Raw genomic sequence first — 18,635 nt, 5'->3', positions numbered from 1 at the left:
TTACTATAATCATAAAAGGATAAAAGGTAAATTAAATGGCATGAGCCCAGTACAATACCGAACTCATGCCAAAGTTGCATAAATTTAATAACGTGTCTAACTTTTTGGGGTCACTTCATCTAGTTGTATACGTCTTTATTTTTTATACGAAAAACAATAATCCATGCGAAAGCAGTCAAAATAAAAAAGCCAAGAGTAATCACTCTTGACTTATCGTTTAATAAATTTATTTAAGTCATCCATGAAGGAATCAAAATGCTCTTGATTTAATGAAAAGTACTTTATATTACCAATTTTTTCTTCTATAATAAATCCAGCTTTTTTTAATATTTCTAAATGATGTGATATTGTTGCAGTAGTTACACCTATATACTGAGCAAGTTTGGCTCCGTATTCTTTACGATCTCGTAACAATCTTAATATCAATAACCGATTACTGTCTGAAAGTGATTTAAGTTGTTTTTCTAATAATTTACTTTCATTAATAATATCTCTTGTCGTATCACTACATCCATAAATAATTAAGCAAGTATGAACGTTAAATATTCTTATTTTATGTGGCGTCATGTAAAACGATGGAATAAATAAAAAAGACTCATAGTTACTTAGTCGTTTGAAGGGTTTCCCCATTATGTATTGTGCTAAAGGTAATGGTTTCATGTTCTTTGATTTTACCGAATTAATAGATGAAGTGAACAGTACTTCATGCTCAGTTAGCTTTGTAGTAAAAATAGTTGTATTGTATACATCAACGATTAATTTACATATCTCATCTCGGTAGAACTCAATATTCATAAAAAACTGTTTACTAAAGGATTCATTATCCTCAAACATCTCTGGAATACATTCAGTAAAATGTTTGGTGTTTTCAGGATTATATAACCCATCGTAAATTTGTGATTCACTAAGTGATTCGCCAAAAAAGTGGTATAGAAAGTCTTCAGTACTTAGATGGGTTAGTTGTTGTACAAAATAATGTACGTCATTATAGACTGGACAAGGTAGTAAAAAATTTAATAACTGCATTAAGTCCCAAGTTGTATTCTTTTTCCACTCAGTAACGAATTGAAGCGAGTCTTCACCAAGTTCTCTCTTTAATTGATTGTGGTCTTCTTCGAATGTGGTGTGATGTGCTGGTTGAATAAAGCTAGATAATAATCCCACGCACTCAACGACTGGTGAAGAAAAATGATCAACAGCTATTGGATTGTTATTTTCATTTTGTTCAAATGCCATTTAATGACCTCACAGTATGATTTGTTAATATACTCTTAACATAAATATTCATCTTATAAATGTCAAATAAAACTCTATTAAGTTAAAGATAGATATGATTCATGAAAGTAGAAGGATGATCACTAGCTTTTCTAAGGAAAAAAGTTGAACATTTGAGTAATGCATGAGCAGAATTATCAAATGAAAACATCATACAAATTAGCTTGTTACATATTGGTTATGGTATCTATTATTGTTAATTTTATTGAATTAGGGTAAGTCAATTAAGTTATAATATACCATTGTTAGAATTTATTGTTATATTCGTAGTGTCTTAGTTATTAATCTACGTTTCTTCACCTTTATGCCATGATTCACCACAACACTTCAGAAGATGAATATGGTCAAAAATTAGTTTAACTGAAGGAATGAGTGAAAATTGCATAATCTTTATTTAGAAAAATTTGTTTACAGGTGTCACAAATTGAACTTTCAAACGACTGATAAAGTATAAACAGGAAAAGAAGGTGATGATGGGATTGAACGAAGATAAGCAGCAACTTGTAATGGATTGGTACGAAAAATATTATGATGACGTGTACCGCTTTATTTTCTTTATGCTTGGTGATAAACAATGCTGTGAAGATCTAGTTCATGACACATTCGTACGTGCGCATATTTCATATGACAAATTTGGTAATCGCTCGAATATAAAAACATGGTTGTTCAGTATTGCCAAGCATTTAGTAATTGATGAAATTCGCAAACGAAAGAGAAGAAGGCTTGTTTCGGTTGTTAAAGAAATTCCTTCAACTATAAATATCGAACAGTATATTGAAAATAAAGAAGCGGTCATGCAATTAATGGAGTCTATTCAACAGTTAAAACCAAATTACCGACTAGTAATTATTTTAAAGAAAGTGGAGGAGTGTTCAACAAGAGAAATTGCAGAAAGTCTTGGCTGGTCCGAAGCAAAAGTACGTAAAACATTGTCAAGAGCATTGCAATCACTTAAAAAAATGAAAGGAATCGAAGAAGGAGGCGGCCGTATTGAACAAACATTTTGACGACCAATGGAAGCTGCTCCAACAAATTGGACCAACGAAAAATCAAAAAGATAAGATGCGAACAAGGCTTTTGAAATCAATTCAAGATCATCAGGTTGTCCACACGTCAAGACGGCCATTTCTATTGAAAAATTTCATAGCTGCCACTATCCTACTATTGATTTGTGGAAGTTTTTTATGGCTAATTCTACAAGAAAGTGAGCAGCCACGAACGGCATATGAAGAATCATTCGAGTATAATCAGCTCAGCTGGATGTTAACAGATGTCTATCCCGAAAAAAGTGGTGACGATATTCTTCTTTATAGGAAAGATGATCCAGTTGAAGTAGGGACGGTGACAGAAGTTTCTGAAGAGGAGAAACAAGAGTTGGTTCATTCATTACCAATGTTTGTGAATGAAACGCTTGAGAATTTTCCTTATCCTATGACTATGTATATTGAGCATGTTAAGATGATGGATGTTGCGTTACGCTATCACTTCTTTGTTGCATTTACCGATGAGAATTGGATTCACATTACATTTGATTACCCTAAGCTTGAATATGCTGAAATTTTTCACGCAGTGTCCACATTAGAGCTTAAAGGAAAAGAACCATATGTTCATAATGAACAGCTCTATGTCACACACGGCTATGATGACTTGTTGTATCCTGCTGGGTTAGAGCCGGTTTCCATTTCTCGTGAGAAAGAACATTATTACTGGCCAAATGCTTCGAATACAGTATATTCTGACTACGTAGATAAAATTGTTAATGGATCAGGAGATTGGCAGCTGCGATCTGTTAACGGGCTTACTTATACATTTGTTGATGGAAGATTTGATACTGAATTATCAATCACTTTAGATGGTAAAGAAATAGCATATGAGTTTGTTTACCATGATCAAGACGAGTAGCTATATAAGTTATGCAAAGCTTGTTATTAATGAAAAAAATTAGTATAGCTAGACTTAATACTGTACAATTGGAAAATTTATTAAAATATACCTTTAAAATAATAGTTGTTTCAATTATAATAAATATAATCTTTCAAACGGGGTGAATGAAATGTCTTATCGTATTGTTCGAAGTAATTAGTTTTCGGGCTGGGTAAAAAACGCGTACCAGCCATCAAGGGTGAAGTCTGCCCTTTTGTCGAAAACGAAATCTTTGAACAGTGTCGAAAGTCATTAATATACTTATTAAAGCCAAGGCACTGGACTGTTTTTTGAGTAAGTCTATGTGCCTTGGCTTTTTATATTTGAAAGGTGGATTTATAACAATGAATGAATTAGAATATAAAGATTTTTATGACAAAGTTGGAAAAGTAAATGGTTGGGATTTTAGTAAATTGAAGTCCTCTTCAGAAGGAGTAAAGTGGCATTTTTACGATGAAGTAGTGAAAAGGTGCAAACGTTCTGATGTATTGCTTGATATTGGTACAGGTGGCGGAGAAAATGTGTTGAAAATTGCTCGTTCAGCAAATTTCTTGGTTGGAGTAGATATATCTAGTGGAATGATGGAAACAGCTCAAGCAAATCTTGCGAAATCAAATGTTTCAAATGTACGATTTTGTCAATTACCATCGGATAATTTACAATTTCCTGCAGAATTTTTTGATATCGTTTCATGCTGTCATGCCCCATTTAATGCAAAGGAAATTTCAAAGGTATTAAAGAAAGGCGGAATTTTTTTAACTCAACAAGTCAGTGAAGGCGACAAACTAAATTTAAAAACAGCATTTGGTCGCGGACAATCGTTTGGAGAAGAGGATGGAACATTACAAGAAAGCTATGTACAAGAATTAATCAAAGCAGGTTTTTCAAATGTCCAAACCTTCGATGAAAATGCTTTTGTTTATTACGACAGACCAGAAGACCTTATTTTTCTGTTAAAGCATACACCTATTATTCCTAGATTTGGAGAGGAAAAGCAAGACTTAGATATATTGAAGGACTTTATAGAACAAAATAATACTAGTAAAGGAATTTGTTCGAATTCTAAGCGATTTCTCATAATAGCAACTAAATAATAGAATAGAATTTTATAACTATAGACGCATTCATTCTGAGATAAATTATGCTGCCTATTACCTATGAGAAGCTTACTATTTATTAAAAGATCAATGTTTAAGAGTGAATCTCCATATTCAGCAAAGGGAACAAACCTTAATCGAATATGGAGGTTTTTCATGTGAACATCTTGGTGACAAGTATCGGAATTTGATTCTTTAATGATAAATCCCAATATGTCGTTCACAAATTACATATTGGAATTCAATGATGTAATCGGTCGTTAAGTTAAGCCCAATTATTTTATTTGAATAATATAGTTGATATTTTATAAGATCACCTTCTATAACCTCCTATAAGTCTTCTGAATGAATTCTGTCAATTCATTTTTTATACTTACACTATTCTTTCAAACTATGTCAGTTCAAAATGATAAACTTATCAAAATTTTACTGTTATAGTAATTTTTATACTTAATTATGCAACTTATAAATCACATTACTCGTCAAACAATATGAGAAGTTTTCTATAAAAGGGGGAGTATGAGTAAAATTTTTACGAATTTCTATCATCATCATCATTTGGATAAACTCAGGGTTCGTCAATTTACAAATTTAATAGTGAAAGGTACTCGAATGAGAGAGTGGGATAACACAGTAGTTTAAACTAAATCGTGGCTCCCTTCTTAGAACAACATATGCATTAAAGTAAAAAAAGAAATTAGATATAAAAGTCATAAGTGATTGTAAGTATCCTTACTAATGGATACATTCAACGGCTTTTAAATTCAACGCTATGTTTTGTTCGTATAGTTGAATGGGCTTTTAGAGTAAATTATCCTTTTGTGAATTTGAAAATAATGGAAAAATAACTATAGTAGGTGCATGGATGAAAAAGAAACAGAAAAACAATAAGAAGAAAAGGAATCATCTCCCATTTCGATTGAATGTGTTATTTTTTATCGTCTTTTTGCTATTTTCAACATTGATTTTAAAGCTTGGACTTACTCAGATCGTATATGGGGAAGATTATCGCCGTGAAATTGAAAAAAAAGAAGAGGTGACTGTAAGTGCGTCTGTTCCAAGAGGGAAAATATATGATAGAAACGGTAAAGTCATTGTAGACAATTTACCGTTAAACGCAATTACATATACTGGTTATCAAGGTACATCAGCCGAGGAGCGCCTTAAGGTTGCGAGAGATCTAGCAATTTTCATTGACAAAGATACTAAAGATGTTACTGAACGTGATAAAAAAGACTTTTGGATGTTAACTCATCCTGAAGAAGCTTTAGAAAAAGTAACAGATGGAGAATTAAAGAAGCTAGATGATGGTGATCTTGAAGCAACAGATATATACAGGCTTCAGCTTGACAGAATTACTGAAGAGGAGCTTGCAACAATTACAGGTCAGGAGCTTGAGGTGCTTGCAATTTATCGTGAATTTAGCGGTTATGCGCTGACACCACAAATTGTAAAAAGTAACAGTGAAAATGAGAATGATGAAGTTTCTGAAGAGGAATATGCAGTTGTAAGTGAACATTTATCACAATTACCAGGTGTAGATACGACTACAGATTGGGTGCGTGAATACCCGTATGATGATACCTTTCGAACAGTATTAGGAAATATTACATCATCAAAGGAAGGGTTACCTTCTGAAGTAGCGAGCTATTATGTTGCTAAGGAATATAGTCGTAATGACCGTGTAGGTAAAAGCTATATTGAAAAGCAATACGAAGATGTTCTACATGGTCAAAAAGAGAAGGTTAAAAATATTACAGACAAGGCAGGTAACCCTCTTAATCAGGAAGTTATTACAGAAGGTGCAAATGGTAAAGATCTTGTTCTTTCTATTGATATGGATTTGCAAATTGCGGTTGAAAAAATTATTGAAGAGGAATTAGTAACTGCAAAAAGCAAACCTGGAGCTGCATTTTTAGACCGTGCCTTTGTCGTTATGATGAACCCTATTACTGGTGAAGTACTATCATTAGCTGGGAAGCAATATGTGAAAAATGATCAAGGTGAAGTGGAATTTTTGGATTTTGCTAGGGGAACTTTTCAATTGTCGTATGAGATGGGTTCAACAGTAAAAGGTGCGACAGTGTTAACAGGCTTTGAAACAAATGCAATTAGACCAGGTACAACCTTTATTGATAGTCCATTGAATATTAATGGTTTACCGAAAGGATCATATAAAGAGTTAGGTCCTGTAAATGACCTTGATGCGCTTAAAAGATCTTCTAATGTCTATATGTTTTATACTGCCATTGAGATAGGTGAAGGTAATTATGCTTATGGAAAGCCATTGTATATAAATACAGCTGCTTTTGATACGTTTCGCTATTATTTTAGTCAATTTGGACTAGGGGTAAAAACAGGGATTGATTTACCTGGTGAACAAACTGGGTTTGCTGGAACAGGTAAACTCCCAGGTTTATTATTGGATCTATCTATTGGGCAATATGACACGTATACACCACTCCAGCTAGCACAATATGTATCTACTATTGCTAATGGTGGCTACAGGGTAAAACCACAAATTGTCAAGGATATTCATCAACCATCTGCTAATCAAAATGGACTTGGTCCTATTTTAAAGGAATTTGAACCTGAAATCTTAAATAGAGTTGATATGAAAAAAGAGTATATTGAACAAGTGCAAGAGGGGTTTCGTCAAGTAATGCAAGAATCTAGAGGTACTGCTGTCGGTTCTTTTGGAGACAAACCTTATAAACCAGCTGGGAAAACAGGAACCGCTCAAGTAGATGTAGATATGTCTGAAAATGTAGCTTATGCTCATAATTTAACTCTTATTGGTTATGCACCTTATGACAATCCAGAGGTTGCATTTTCGGTAGTCGCGCCTACTGCAGACTACGGGAATAGTAATACTTTCATCAATTTAAACATAGGCGAAAGAATTTTAGATGAATACTTCAATTTAAAGCAACAAAGAGCCAATGGTACGGAACAAGAAGTTATCGATGAGGTTGAGTCTGAATTAACCGATTCCACAAGTGGAGATGAAAATGAGTAATGATTAAGAGAGAGGGGCTAAGTTATGGAAAAGTCTATACATTAGCCCCTCATATTAATTTTAAAGGTAGTCATTTTAAATAGTACTAGAATTTTCTTTTTCAGTTTTATGTATAACTGCATAGAGCAAACAAATCAACCTTTTTGATAGGGGGATTCCAATATTGACACCGATAAAAAAAGCTTATGGGTATGTTACTAGAATGAAAGAAGGAAAAACACAAGTTTTAGTCTTTCAACACCCAATATCTGAAGCAGGAATACAAATACCAAAAGGCACAGTTAAACCACATGAAGATACTTATCATGCTGTAATAAGAGAGATTGAAGAAGAGACTGGACTGAAAAACTTTCATGTTGAATATTTAATTGCGGAAGACTTATGGGAAAATGATAACGGTGCTATACATCATCGGTTTTTTTATAAAATTTCTGCAACGACTGCATCAAATGAATGGGACTACGAGCCAACAGGCGGGGGTGAGGAAGAAGGACTAACGTTCCATTTTTTCTGGATTTCTTCAGAAAATGAAGTTGAACTTATTAGAGGACATGGAGATTATTTAAAGCTTGTCTTTGATTGAACATTGCAACTAAGCTCCCTTAACTTAATTTTTAAAAATTGCTATTGAATATTGTATAAGCGATCCGATATCAATCAACACACCAACGTTATATAACTTTAATGAATGTACTGCTGTGGTATTAATTTTTCACTAAGTAATTCAAATAACATCATTTATTATAGTATGTCGCTTTATCAAAGTATTCTTGATATTACTTTGTAAACTGTTTGCACCTTATAATCTCAAAAATTACAAATTATGTATGGGAATATTAATTATGGCCTGTCAGCTTGGGAGTCTATTAGAGTTGTATATAATCGTGCTATACGCCATTAGAAGACTTCTAACTAATTTTAACGGTAAGAAAGCCAATTATTGGTACTTATGGAAACGTTTATGTTAATGACCTATTTTGACTCATAATACAGATATGATTTTCAGGACATGATGAAGGCTGATACATATGAGTTACAGTATAATGTGTTAAAAAATCAAAAAATTAAGAAAAAATAATTTGATACTACCAATGAAGTATGATATAGTAACTGGAAATTAGAGGTGGTAAGCATGACCTATTTTATAAGTATTATTTCATTCGAACAGTTTCATCATCATAACATTTAGCCGTGCTATACGATCAAAAAATCGTACATAGGATGGCTATTACTTAATAAATCGCATTTGACTAAGTTAACAACTTATCTCAGATGCGGTTTTTTTATTTAGGTTCTTATCGTAAACATTGTTGCTTTTTGTTACATAAATTTGAGCAAATGATGTGGTTTTTATAGTATTTAGAGAAGAAAAAATGCCAGGAGTATTAGTTATATTCGTGTGTAGTACTTAATAGGAAAGTAACAATTAATGTGATAACAGCCTTTATTTACAAAAGGATATGTCGCCATCGTTTTAAACACTAGTTAAGGTTCTTTAAAAAGATTTGTTGCAATTGGTATCAAATTAGTACCAAAAAGTGGTTTTATATTGATGGTCATTGTTGTACGAACAAAAGATGTAACGAACTCTAGTTGTGTATGTGTGTCTTAATAAGAAAACAACTTACTTTAATTAATGGAGGAAAAAAAATGAAAAAAATGGCTTATCAAAATGTCAAAGGAACAAAAGATTACTTACCAAGTGCTGAGATAATAAGAAGAGATATTAAAAGAACGTTAGAAGATGTATTTATCAAATACGGATGCAAACCACTAGAGACACCTATTTTAAATTATACGGAATTACTTGCTTCAAAATATGGGGGTGGAGCTGAAATATTAGAAGAAATGTATACATTATCTGACAGAGGAGCAAGAGATTTGGCTTTAAGATATGACCTCACGATACCGTTTGCCAAAGTAGTTGCGTTGAATCCGAATTTGAGGATGCCTATGAAAAGATATGAAATAGGTAAAGTATTCAGGGATGGACCTATAAAAACAGGTAGACTTAGAGAATTTACGCAGTGTGATGTTGATATTGTTGGAGTAGAATCACAATTAGCTGAAGCTGAATTAATAATCATGGCATTGGATGCCTTCCGCCAACTTGATTTAGATATCACTATCCAATATAACAATAGAAAATTACTAACTGGCATATTGGAAGTATTTCAAACAGAGGAAAAAAAGATTAATAAAGTTGTGGTGATATTAGATAAGCTTGAAAAGGTTGGCTTAGACAATGTAATAAATGAGCTTGATGAACTAGGACTGTCGAAGTTAACGATTAAATCGATAAAACAATTTATCACTGCTAACAATAATACAAGCTACAGTTACTATCAATCATACTCCGAACAAAATGAACGAGTAAAACAAGGGCTCAATGAATTACAAGAGCTTGATAATTATTTGGAATTATATGATGCTAGTGAGCGATGTGAATTTAATCCATTTTTAGCAAGAGGGTTAGAAATATACACAGGTACGATCTATGAAGTTTTTTTATCTGATTTATCACTGAAATCGAGCATCGGGAGTGGTGGGAGATATGACAATACAATTGGTGGACTTATTGGAACGAATGAAAAATATTCGACAGTCGGAATTTCCTTTGGTTTAGATATCATATATACAGCTATGAGTCAGTCTAAGAAACTAACTGACAAGACGGATATAGATTATTATTTAGTACCAATAAACACTGAGAGAGAATGCTTGTTAGTAGCCAACTATTTAAGGAATCAAGGTTATAAAGTTGAAATGGAAATGAGTAACAAAAAATTAGGAAAGGCGCTTGATAAGGCAAATAAAGAGAAAATACCAAATGTAATTATTGTCGGAGAAGATGAAGTGAAGAAAAATCACCTAAAAATAAAAAATATGTCTTCAGGAGAAGAGAAGTTCGAAGCTTTTCAATTTAAAAGTTAAACTTCTTATATTATCAATGGTTCAACCATATAAACAGTGAATGAGCGGTATAGATTGGGGTATACTCTGTTACAAGCCAAGGTTATATGTTGCTGCTTCCGATTAAATATGCCGCAGTTTGACAAGGTCAATATGTAAGAATATGATTAAAATGGGTAAGGAAGGGTATGATTATATTTATTTTCCATTGGTAAGATCTACACGAACAGATTTTAATCTGCTGGATATTGTGTAAGGAGATCTCCTAAGAAAAAATAGCTTTATACCATTCAATGATACTACTATTTCTTAAGGGGGAAATACGAACGGTGAAAAGAGTTGACGTTGCATACGTACTCATCTTTGATGAGCATGACGAACAAGTATTACTAGTTAAAAATAAAGGCGAAAAGACCTCTTACTATACTTTACCAGGAGGGGCAGTAGAACAAGAAGAAACCCTGCAAGATGCTGCAATCCGTGAAGTTAGAGAAGAAACAGGGTTTGTCGTAGAATTAGACGGCATATTTTCTATAAGTGAAGCATTCTTTGAAGAAAGTGGTAACCACGCTGTTTTTTTTACTTTTAGGGGAAAAATAATAGGTGGAGAAATGGGCATATCATTGCCTGATGAGATTGAAGAAATCACCTGGATGGAATCTGCGAAAGCAGAGCAATATGTACATATTACAAACGAAAAGGGGTTGATTAAAAGTAAATCATCAGCCCCTTATTTACTTAGAGGTAGAGTCAGTCATAAGGACTAAATATATGTTGACTGATTGGAAAAAGGTGAAGAAGGAATGGAAATAGAAGTTGTATAATTTTTATTAATCTTGCTATCTAATATCTTAAATATAATCGACAAGCATGATTTTTGAGCATTATCTCTAGCTTCCCTCGTTCAATTTCATTATATAAATCTATTGTAGATGCATGTTTTAGATGGCGTGTAAACCATTTTTTTAACAAGATCATCACCCTTTGTTTTTTGATGATTTAAGTATAAACTGATGCGTCATTTTTAAATACGATCGAAAGGTTGTTTAGGCTTCATTCTTAAGACGGAATTTTTCCTCTTGCCAAAGGTCGATTAAAAGCATGATTAAGAAGTACATAATTGGAACTTTCAAACGCATCTCCTGTTAAATTAGCATGTGAATACTTGTAAACTGAAAATGAACGAACATGAGATTTATCATAATGTGAAGACAGCTTTAAAATTCAATATCGGAATATCTGTCTGTTTACACATGGAAACAAATTTCTGATAAAGATATATATCCTTCCTATATTGAAAAAATCATAATCTAATCCATACTTTGTATTTGCAAATGGAGAGGCTAATAATTTGTGGTATTGTTGAACTTAAACAGTTGTTATTAGATTTTTCAACTGAAAAAAAGTTCTAGGAACTCACGGAATAGTTATGTGGGAGGAATGATATTCGTCATTATGATTTGGGTGTCATATTTAATACATCTAAAATATATAAAATGGCATTCTTGGGTGAGATTTAGTTCGCGTGAAAAGGCTAAGGAGGAGTCATAAGTGATAAATGATGCCTACCTTCTAAGCTACGAGTAGTTTAATATCAAAGTAGAAGAGATATGGAAACAACGCTGTTTTAATAAAGAGGCTGGGACATAACTTAAGTGTTTAACTAAAATTCCGAACAAAGTAATAACTTAGCGGATGAAATATACGTAGACTCCTGCGGGATGAAAAGCAACGGCTAGACCCCGCAGAGCGTAGCACGAGGAGGCTTGCCAGTTTCCCGTGGAAAGCGGAGTATATTTCAGGAGCGGCGTAACTAGAACTACAACCATTGTTCGGCTTTTATTTAGTTAAAATATTTTTGTCCCAGCCTCTTTTGATCATTGGACACTCTATTAACTTTCTAATGTCTTTTTGTTCATCTCCTGAATCTTTTTAACGTTTTCAATATGAAAAGGTGAGTCAATACTTTCACTAACAACACTAAATGTATTATTATCTAAATCAAAGAATTCAAAACCTTTCATTCCTTCATAATCTTCAATGTCTGTAGTTATAACACCATTACTATGAAGATGGTCAAAAACTGAATTAATATCTTCAACTACAAAATTAAAATAGACATTTTTTTTCTTCCCTTTAATGATAAATTCAGTTGGTTGTGGAGATTCAACTTGAACAAGGGCTAATTGAGTTGAACTGTTTGGAAAATAAAAACCGGCACCATCTTCCCATCCGTTAATTTTCTTAACGCCTAAATACTTTTCATACCATTTTGTCGCTTCTTTAATGTTAGTTACAGGGATAAATATACTTCCAACTTGCATCATCAAATCTCTCCTTTTATATAAATTCCTAAGTATAACGTTTATAATGGTAAAAAGGTTACAACAATTTTATTTTTTTTGAGGGGGTTTTAGATGGTATTTGACAATTTAGCATTAACAATCACAAAACTATATAAATACTGTTTGAAACTAACAGGTTCAACATGGATGGCAGAAGACCTTGTTCAAGAGACTTTATTAAAGGTTTATAGGTTGAGAGACTCAGAACCTAACCGAGAAATTACATACGCTTTTCTTTATACTGTGGCTAAAAACCTTTTTATAGATGAAAAAAGAAAAAAAGAGACTTATTTTATTTCAATGAAGAGATTCATAATCAGACGAATGATTTTTTAGAATACGATAACTTAATTGAATCATTGCTTGTATCTTTACCGTTAAAACAAGCTATGCTCATAACGCTTAAAGACGTGTTTGGTTATACGATAAAAGAACTAAGCTCAATGCTTCGCATAAGTAACGAATCTATAAAAACTGCGTTACATCGGTCAAGAAAGAGACTAAAATCATCTCCAAAATCTAATGCAGATGTTAATGTTCAAAACCATCAAATCATTGTTGGGCTCTCTAGTGCAATAAAGGAGGCCAATGCTAACAAAATCTTTTATTATTACAGATTACTTGAAGCCCGTAACTTTAAAGTAAGGAGAAGTAGTAGTCAGTCTGTATGTCATGTGATAGATCCTGATGGAAATATACTCGAGCTGCTATCTTCGCTATGATTCGCGTAAGAGTAAGTAGGTTATATGAATGTAAAAAGTCATGGATGTTATTTAGTATAGTCATTGTAGTTAATTTTCGTTGTATCTTACCATGCAAACTTAGCTATAGAAATTAGAGAGGACAGGGTAGATAGCTATTTTTTTCAATTCTTCCTTAGGAAAAACAAAAAGAGGCTGGGACATAAGTTCAAATCTAACTGATTTTTATACAATAATCAAAAATATAACCGCGTGAAATCAAGGTTTATAAATTTGATTTCGTGCGGTTTCTTCATTTTAATTGGGTTTTGTCCCAGCCTCTAGGCTAGATGCTTTTTTTCATTCCACAATTCGTACATTCACGTATAAAAACATAGTCCTTTGCAGAACTTTTAAAAATGGATGAGTTACAATTATCGCAACGACCACTTACTTTGTCAGGGTATTTCTTGTAATCGTATACTTTATTTAAATCTATCTCTGTATGATCTGTCATTTCATTACCTCAATCAATTATATTTTATGAATACATTTTATCAAAACTACACACAAATTTAAATATGACTATGTATAGGATAAGTAGTAAAAAGCTTATAACAAATTTAGGTACTCTTACAATGAAAATAACCATTTGAAGTAATGTTAGAAGACTACTAAATATATCGTTTACTTCACTTCTAACACAAAATTATAAAGAGCACTACCATCAGATACATTTGTATTTTCCTTATCCATCCACCATACACCGTAGCTATAATAATAAATTCCTTTGCTCATTGGAGCGAAAAAGGTGTTATCTTCTACGATAACATCAGAAATTTTAACACCTTCAATTTGTGTTACATGGATTTTGGTAGGCTTCGGTTCGTAATGCATGACAAACCTTACTACTTCGCCTGACCTTACCTCAATAGGTGTTTCTCCTTCCAACATTTCCACTGGCCCAGCAGTGTCAACGCAAATGTTTGAGCTTTTTGAAGTTTTCCAACAGTAACTCCCTAGTATTGTTTCATACTGTTTATTGTTTATCTCAATTAGTGCAATTGGTGGCTCACTTTCAATCACTTGATTATTAGAACATGCAGCTGTAATTAGTACGAAAAAAATGATAGGAGTATACATTAGTTTTTTCATTTTTTATCTCCTTTCTATTTAACTTATATAATATTTTTCGTTATAACGTATTAGTATACTATATGCTAATAAAGTATTTTGTTTTTGATGATTAAATCATTAATATAAATGGAGAATTATTGTATAGATATCAGTTTTATCACATGTAATGATCCTTATAACAAAATCTAATCTCCTGTTTCAGCGCTTGCTTCCACTAATGCAAATATAGGTTTTTCACCTTCTTGAGTCGTGTTATGAAACCCCCTACTTTAAACTCTTTATGACCATTTCAATTGTATAATGTGAAATACACCCTATTCTATAAAAATATGTTAACTTAAGGAATTTTTTATGTTTATTTGAAATTATTTCACTCATATACCCGTTATTATAAATGATAGAAGAATCGAGAAATGCGCATGATCGTTTTAACTTGTCAGGAGGTCATTATGGAAGAAGAACTGAAATGGGTAGAAGAAGTGCTAAGTGGCAATAAACAAGTCTACGCACACATTATTAATAAATACAAAAATTCGTTATTTGCAACGATTCTACGGATGACAAAAAATCCACAAGACGCACAAGACTTAGTGCAGGAGGCATTTATAAAGGTGTATCATCAGTTGCATAAATATGACAGCCAAGGTTCGTTTTCTAACTGGATGTATCGAGTGGCTATTAACCATTGTATGGACGAATTTAGGAAGAAGCGATATAAGATGAAGCAGGTTGAAATCAACGAAGGAGATCTATTAAACATGAATGATCCTGAAGTCATTTTCTTGAAAAAAGAGAAACAAAGGCAGCTTGAACGCTTAATCGAAACGTTACAAGAAGATGAGCGTATGGTTATTTTGTTACGGTATGTAAATGAACTCAGCTATAACGAAATAAGTGAGCTGGTAGACTTGCCTTTATCAACTGTTCGAAATAAACTTCATCGGGCAAAGAGCAAGATGAGACGTACTGTAAAACAAGGAGGGGATTACTTCTATGAATTGTCCAACGACAGATAAACTTTCTCAGTATGTAGATCAATTACTTCTGATACAAGAACACAATACAATTCAACATCATTTAAAAGATTGTGTGCATTGTCAGCATGTCGTAAATGCTTTTCAAGATGAGCAAAGATTTATAAAGGAAACATTACAAACACCTACACTACCTGATCAATTTGCTTCCACCGTTCTAGACCAGTTAGAACCATACAAACAGAAGGTTACTCGCAAGAAGAGGTCGACTAAAAAAAGAATCATGCTCACTGTAGCAGGCATCATTTTAACTGTAAGCTTAAGTGCGGTATTACAGCCTAGCTTTGCTCAATTAATTGGTGGGCTGTTTTCTACAAATCAAGTGGATGATGGCTTAAGAATGGCGTCCCAAGCTGGTGTCGGTGAAAGAGTAAACCTTGAAGTTACTGATCAAAATATAACATTTAAAGTTGAAGATGTCATTGCAGATCCTTCTCGTCTAGCTATATCATATCAATTGATAAATGAGCATGGCAAAATAATTGACTATGACATTGACTGGTCTGTCCATCCTAAGGATATGGACAATGACATTTCAGCAATCATTCAAAATGGCAAAATTATTCCTATGGAACGGAAGAGTTGGATGAAGCGTGAAGATGATTATGGGTTTATTGAATTCCCTTTAAGAGAATACGAGGAATTAGGAGAGGCGTTCACGTTAGTATTTAACATATCTAATATTAATGGTGTAAAGGGCAATTGGCAGCTAGATGTTCCAGTGGACTTAACAAAGAGTCTACAATTAACTCATACATTACCCTTAAATGATGTAAGTACTACCTATAATGGAGTGATGATCACGATGAAGGAAACACGCTATGCTCCATCATCATATGAACTACTGTATGAAACATCATTTACGGAGGAAGAATTAGCAAAGGTTGAAGAAAATATACAAAATTTTGAAGAACAGTATGGTGAAGACATCATTAGTGATTTAACACTATATGGGTCTGATGTTCAATACCATCTTGAAAATGAGCAAAACAAAGTTGTATATGAAAATCATACTTTCTTTCAAAAGAGTTCTGTTCCATCAGATGGTAAAGGGCTCCAATCCCTTGAGGCTTCTGGAACAGATTTAAAACAACTTGGGCATATAACTTATCGTCAGTTATTCGCACCTCCAAACGACGATGAAAAACTGACTTTTGTGCTTGACGGCGTGGCAAAAACAGTCCCTTCAGATTTTTCGATAACAATAAATCCTAAAGAGTTAAAGAAAAATCCAGTTACATTTGAATATGAAGGAAACTATATGACAATTACAAAAGCAAAAAAACGTAATGAATATTCTTTGCGAAAAGCTATTATTCCTATTGAAATAGAAACCAACTTCACTATTGAATTGGAAGGTGGCAAGGATGAGTTGGCGTCTGAGTTCGTTCATTGGATAATAGAAGATGATAACGGCAACGTATATCCTACATTCGATACAAAATCAATTCTCAATAAAAAAGATAAAAACGATCGTTATAATACGACAATTGACATTCGAGCGTACGATATGGAGGAGATTCCAAAAGAGTTAACATTACATTTACTTTCGGTTAAACGCTTTTATGAATTGGATAAACAATGGCAGGTTCCTCTTTATCAAATTGAAGAATGATTTTGTAACCCTTTATTAGAGTCTAGTTCATCAGCATGACAACTTTATCTGTATATAACAACTGGTCAGAACCTTATTATTCAATACGGAATAATAAGGTTCTGACTTTACAGTGAATATTTGGTTATTATCAATTTTCAAATCTACGAATAGAGCCTAAAGAAAAAACATAAATATGAAGTTCTTTCCGATTTTAAAGTTGAATAGATGTTACGAACGCTGTTGAATTCGATAATGACACAATATATGTGTGATAATGATAAATATTTATTCAGTGGTAATGAAGAAATCAAAGAAGAGTAGAAAAGGAAAAATTTTCTGAAGAGGGAGAGCCAAATGATTATTTATTCAGGAACACCACAACTAGAATCAGACAGATTAATCCTTGGAAAGTTTGAACTCACAGATGCACAGGATGCTTTTACTAATTGGCTTTCTAACGAAAAAGTAAGTGACAATCGGATAAGTCCAGCACATAAGAATGTTTCACAAGCCGTTGAGCGAATAACTAAGATTGTATCAGATTATGAGAATGAAAAATGTTGTTACTGGGCTATTAAACTAAAATCTAGTGGGGATTTAATTGGAGAAATAGACTTATATAATTTTGATCATGCAACTGAAAATTGTGAAATAAGTTATTCGCTAGGTTACAAATGGTGGAATCAGGGTTATGGGACTGAAGCGTTACGAGCGGTTGTAGAGTTTGGCTTTAGGTATATGAACATTCATAAAATTTCTGGAGCACATAACATAGACAATCCTGCTTCTGGTAGGATTATGAAGAAAGTCGGTATGGTGCAAGAAGGAGTAATTAGACATATGATACGCAATTCAAAAAAACAATACAAGGACTGTGCTGTTTGGGGAATTCTACTAGAAGATTATTTGCAACAAAATGAAAGCGAAAAAAACTATATTGTTAACTTGGAATAACTTGGAGGGAAGATTGTGACATACATAGTAAAGATAAACCCTGCTATATCTAGGTATGAAGTACCAGATTTAAGAGAGGTTTTAGGGTGGGATAGGCGTGATAACGATTATCCTACCCTATTTGAACGTTGTAATTTTTGGGCTGGTGTTCGTGATGAAAAAGAAAAACTGATTGCTTTTGGTTATGTTTCAGGTATGGGCTTACAACATGGATATATGGAAGATATACTCGTACATCCTGACTATCAATGTCAGGGTATTGGTGTAGCTCTAGTAAGAGAATTATTGGGAGAGTCAGAAAGGTTTGGCTTGGAAATCATCACTTTAACACATGATCAAAAGTATTTGAATTTTTATAGGAAATGTGGATTTACTCATTGTTCGGGTGGGGTATGGGTAAGGAAATAGATTGATAGTATTTATAACTGATATGAAAAGAATGTGGGATTCAAGTGTAATTTAAAGACAAGGGATTGTCTTTTATCATTTAACTAAGTAAAGTAGATTACCTGCTAACTTAACAATCTCATGTCTTACAGCAACTTAGTTTAAAGTTTAAGAAAATCCTATTTACAATCAAATAATATTGCTGTGAGCACATGTTTTTATCGGGAATTTGCTGTTTTTATTATTAAAAAGGAATCTGTCGACTATCTTTCGA

The 18,635-nt window shown here is 33.0% G+C and carries 18 protein-coding genes; 14 read left to right on the top strand and 4 right to left on the bottom strand.

The genetic code is table 11. The features are described 5' to 3' along the window. Positions 1–82, top strand: an 82-nt coding sequence (locus ACSVDA_RS18905; protein WP_485884303.1) for an IS3 family transposase, incomplete at its 5' end; no start/stop codon positions are given. Positions 83–210: 128 nt separating this feature from the next. Here ACSVDA_RS18905 and ACSVDA_RS18900 read toward each other — a convergent pair. After that, positions 211–1,236, bottom strand: coding sequence for a metalloregulator ArsR/SmtB family transcription factor (locus ACSVDA_RS18900; RefSeq protein WP_485885176.1), 1,026 nt, complete (start codon positions 1,234–1,236; stop codon positions 211–213). A 512-nt stretch (positions 1,237–1,748) separates the two neighbouring features. On the opposite strand from ACSVDA_RS18900, the gene ACSVDA_RS18895 reads away from it, so the two are divergent. The 7 genes from ACSVDA_RS18895 (at position 1,749) to ACSVDA_RS18865 (ending at position 10,994) form a co-directional block, all read left to right on the top strand. After that, a complete protein-coding gene (locus tag ACSVDA_RS18895) occupies positions 1,749–2,282 on the top strand; it encodes an RNA polymerase sigma factor (RefSeq protein ID WP_485885174.1) in 534 nt (177 codons plus the stop codon). Further along, entirely contained in the window at positions 2,266–3,177 is a 912-nt protein-coding gene (locus tag ACSVDA_RS18890; protein WP_485885172.1) for a hypothetical protein, read from the top strand. Before ACSVDA_RS18895 ends, ACSVDA_RS18890 begins: the two co-directional genes overlap by 17 nt. A 365-nt stretch (positions 3,178–3,542) precedes the next feature. Continuing rightward, complete coding sequence (locus ACSVDA_RS18885; protein WP_485885171.1) at positions 3,543–4,292, top strand: class I SAM-dependent methyltransferase; 750 nt, start codon at positions 3,543–3,545, stop codon at positions 4,290–4,292. Between the two features lie 868 nt (positions 4,293–5,160). Continuing rightward, positions 5,161–7,314 carry a peptidoglycan D,D-transpeptidase FtsI family protein gene (locus ACSVDA_RS18880; RefSeq protein WP_485885169.1) on the top strand — a complete coding sequence of 718 codons (2,154 nt, stop codon included), beginning with the start codon at positions 5,161–5,163 and terminating at the stop codon, positions 7,312–7,314. Between the two features lie 163 nt (positions 7,315–7,477). Beyond that, positions 7,478–7,897, top strand: coding sequence for an NUDIX hydrolase (locus ACSVDA_RS18875; protein WP_485885167.1), 420 nt, complete (start codon positions 7,478–7,480; stop codon positions 7,895–7,897). A gap of 1,067 nt (positions 7,898–8,964) precedes the next feature. Then, complete coding sequence (locus tag ACSVDA_RS18870; RefSeq protein ID WP_485885165.1) at positions 8,965–10,248, top strand: histidine--tRNA ligase; 1,284 nt, start codon at positions 8,965–8,967, stop codon at positions 10,246–10,248. Between the two features lie 308 nt (positions 10,249–10,556). After that, positions 10,557–10,994, top strand: a complete 438-nt coding sequence (locus tag ACSVDA_RS18865) for an NUDIX hydrolase (RefSeq protein WP_485885163.1) — start codon at positions 10,557–10,559, stop codon at positions 10,992–10,994. A 1,125-nt stretch (positions 10,995–12,119) separates the two neighbouring features. Here the strand turns inward: ACSVDA_RS18865 and ACSVDA_RS18860 are convergent. Then, positions 12,120–12,554 carry a VOC family protein gene (locus ACSVDA_RS18860; RefSeq protein WP_485885161.1) on the bottom strand — a complete coding sequence of 145 codons (435 nt, stop codon included), beginning with the start codon at positions 12,552–12,554 and terminating at the stop codon, positions 12,120–12,122. A 90-nt stretch (positions 12,555–12,644) separates the two neighbouring features. On the opposite strand from ACSVDA_RS18860, the gene ACSVDA_RS18855 reads away from it, so the two are divergent. Further along, a complete protein-coding gene (locus ACSVDA_RS18855; protein ID WP_485885159.1) occupies positions 12,645–12,908 on the top strand; it encodes an RNA polymerase sigma factor in 264 nt (87 codons plus the stop codon). Between the two features lie 23 nt (positions 12,909–12,931). Further along, entirely contained in the window at positions 12,932–13,294 is a 363-nt protein-coding gene (locus ACSVDA_RS18850; RefSeq protein WP_485885157.1) for an RNA polymerase sigma factor, read from the top strand. Between the two features lie 304 nt (positions 13,295–13,598). On the opposite strand, the gene ACSVDA_RS18845 is transcribed toward ACSVDA_RS18850, so the two are convergent. After that, a complete protein-coding gene (locus ACSVDA_RS18845) occupies positions 13,599–13,769 on the bottom strand; it encodes a DUF8096 family protein (protein ID WP_320259622.1) in 171 nt (56 codons plus the stop codon). Positions 13,770–13,939: 170 nt separating this feature from the next. Further along, the gene (locus ACSVDA_RS18840; protein ID WP_485885155.1) at positions 13,940–14,407 is read right to left on the bottom strand and encodes a hypothetical protein; all 468 of its coding nucleotides are present in this window, start codon (positions 14,405–14,407) and stop codon (positions 13,940–13,942) included. A 431-nt stretch (positions 14,408–14,838) separates the two neighbouring features. Between ACSVDA_RS18840 and ACSVDA_RS18835 the strand changes: the two genes are divergently transcribed. The 4 genes from ACSVDA_RS18835 to ACSVDA_RS18820 all read left to right on the top strand — a co-directional run bounded on the left by ACSVDA_RS18835 (position 14,839) and on the right by ACSVDA_RS18820 (position 18,382). Beyond that, complete coding sequence (locus tag ACSVDA_RS18835; protein ID WP_485885153.1) at positions 14,839–15,405, top strand: RNA polymerase sigma factor; 567 nt, start codon at positions 14,839–14,841, stop codon at positions 15,403–15,405. Continuing rightward, positions 15,383–17,038, top strand: coding sequence for a DUF4179 domain-containing protein (locus ACSVDA_RS18830; RefSeq protein ID WP_485885151.1), 1,656 nt, complete (start codon positions 15,383–15,385; stop codon positions 17,036–17,038). The genes ACSVDA_RS18835 and ACSVDA_RS18830 overlap by 23 nt, the downstream gene beginning before the upstream one ends. Positions 17,039–17,374: 336 nt before the next feature. Then, on the top strand, positions 17,375–17,974 hold the full coding sequence (locus ACSVDA_RS18825; protein WP_485885149.1) for a GNAT family N-acetyltransferase: 600 nt from the start codon (positions 17,375–17,377) through the stop codon (positions 17,972–17,974). A gap of 15 nt (positions 17,975–17,989) precedes the next feature. Then, positions 17,990–18,382: a GNAT family N-acetyltransferase gene (locus ACSVDA_RS18820; protein WP_485885147.1), complete on the top strand. Its 393-nt coding sequence runs from the start codon at positions 17,990–17,992 to the stop codon at positions 18,380–18,382. The last annotated feature ends 253 nt before the right edge of the window (positions 18,383–18,635 follow it).

The sequence above is a fragment of the Cytobacillus sp. Hm23 genome (assembly GCF_051842895.1).
GTDB lineage: Bacteria > Bacillota > Bacilli > Bacillales > SM2101 > Nanhaiella.
This window is presented reverse-complemented; position numbering and strand designations above follow the sequence as displayed.